We start from the raw sequence: 589 nt of genomic DNA, 5'->3' as shown, positions 1-589 counted from the left end.
CCTTGTTTTTTCATTCATCGAAACATCCTCCTTTGATCAGAAGGACAACCGGTTATCCATTGCCTTTTATTCTACTTTTTCCGTCCATTGTTTCATAGGCAAGATTTATGTGGGAACGCTTTATTTTTTTCTCACGATAAATATGGTAGAATTAATTTGCCCATAAAGTATGATGATAAGTGCCCCCAGCTCCTTCGAAAGAAGGTGGATTCGCCAAAATCCTGGAGCCTTTTCACATATTTTTGGGCTTCTTTTTTTAGATTTTGCGAAAAACCCAGATGATCCCCGGAATCTATGAAAAAGGTATGGAGCCAATGAAGCTTTTCGTAAAAGCGTTCGAGGTGTTGGGCCATTTGTTGGCGGCTTCCATCGACTTTCCTTCCCTTAAGGATATGATCAATCCTTTCAACCATGGCGTGTAGCGTGTGCTGGAAATAGGGAATCAGAAAGTCGGGCAAGATCGAAATATTTACTCCGCAGGCCAGGCATCTGAGTCGACAAATAGGAATGCGCAGGGCCTGATCCGCCTCATCAATTCCGTACCTCCAGTAATAGCCATTTCGATGAACATTCCCTTGGGCAATACAAT

General features: G+C 42.8%; 1 pseudogene. It reads right to left on the bottom strand.

Annotated elements, in window-relative coordinates:
* Positions 1-437: 437 nt before the first annotated feature.
* A pseudogene (locus FS666_RS20710) lies at positions 438-515 on the bottom strand (hypothetical protein); the annotation flags it as partial.
* Positions 516-589: the final 74 nt, after the last annotated feature.

The sequence above is a fragment of the Siminovitchia fortis genome, assembly GCF_007681465.1.
Classification (GTDB): domain Bacteria; phylum Bacillota; class Bacilli; order Bacillales; family Bacillaceae_C; genus Siminovitchia; species Siminovitchia fortis.
Note: the sequence above shows the minus strand (reverse complement) of the source record. Positions and strands in the feature narration are given on the sequence as shown.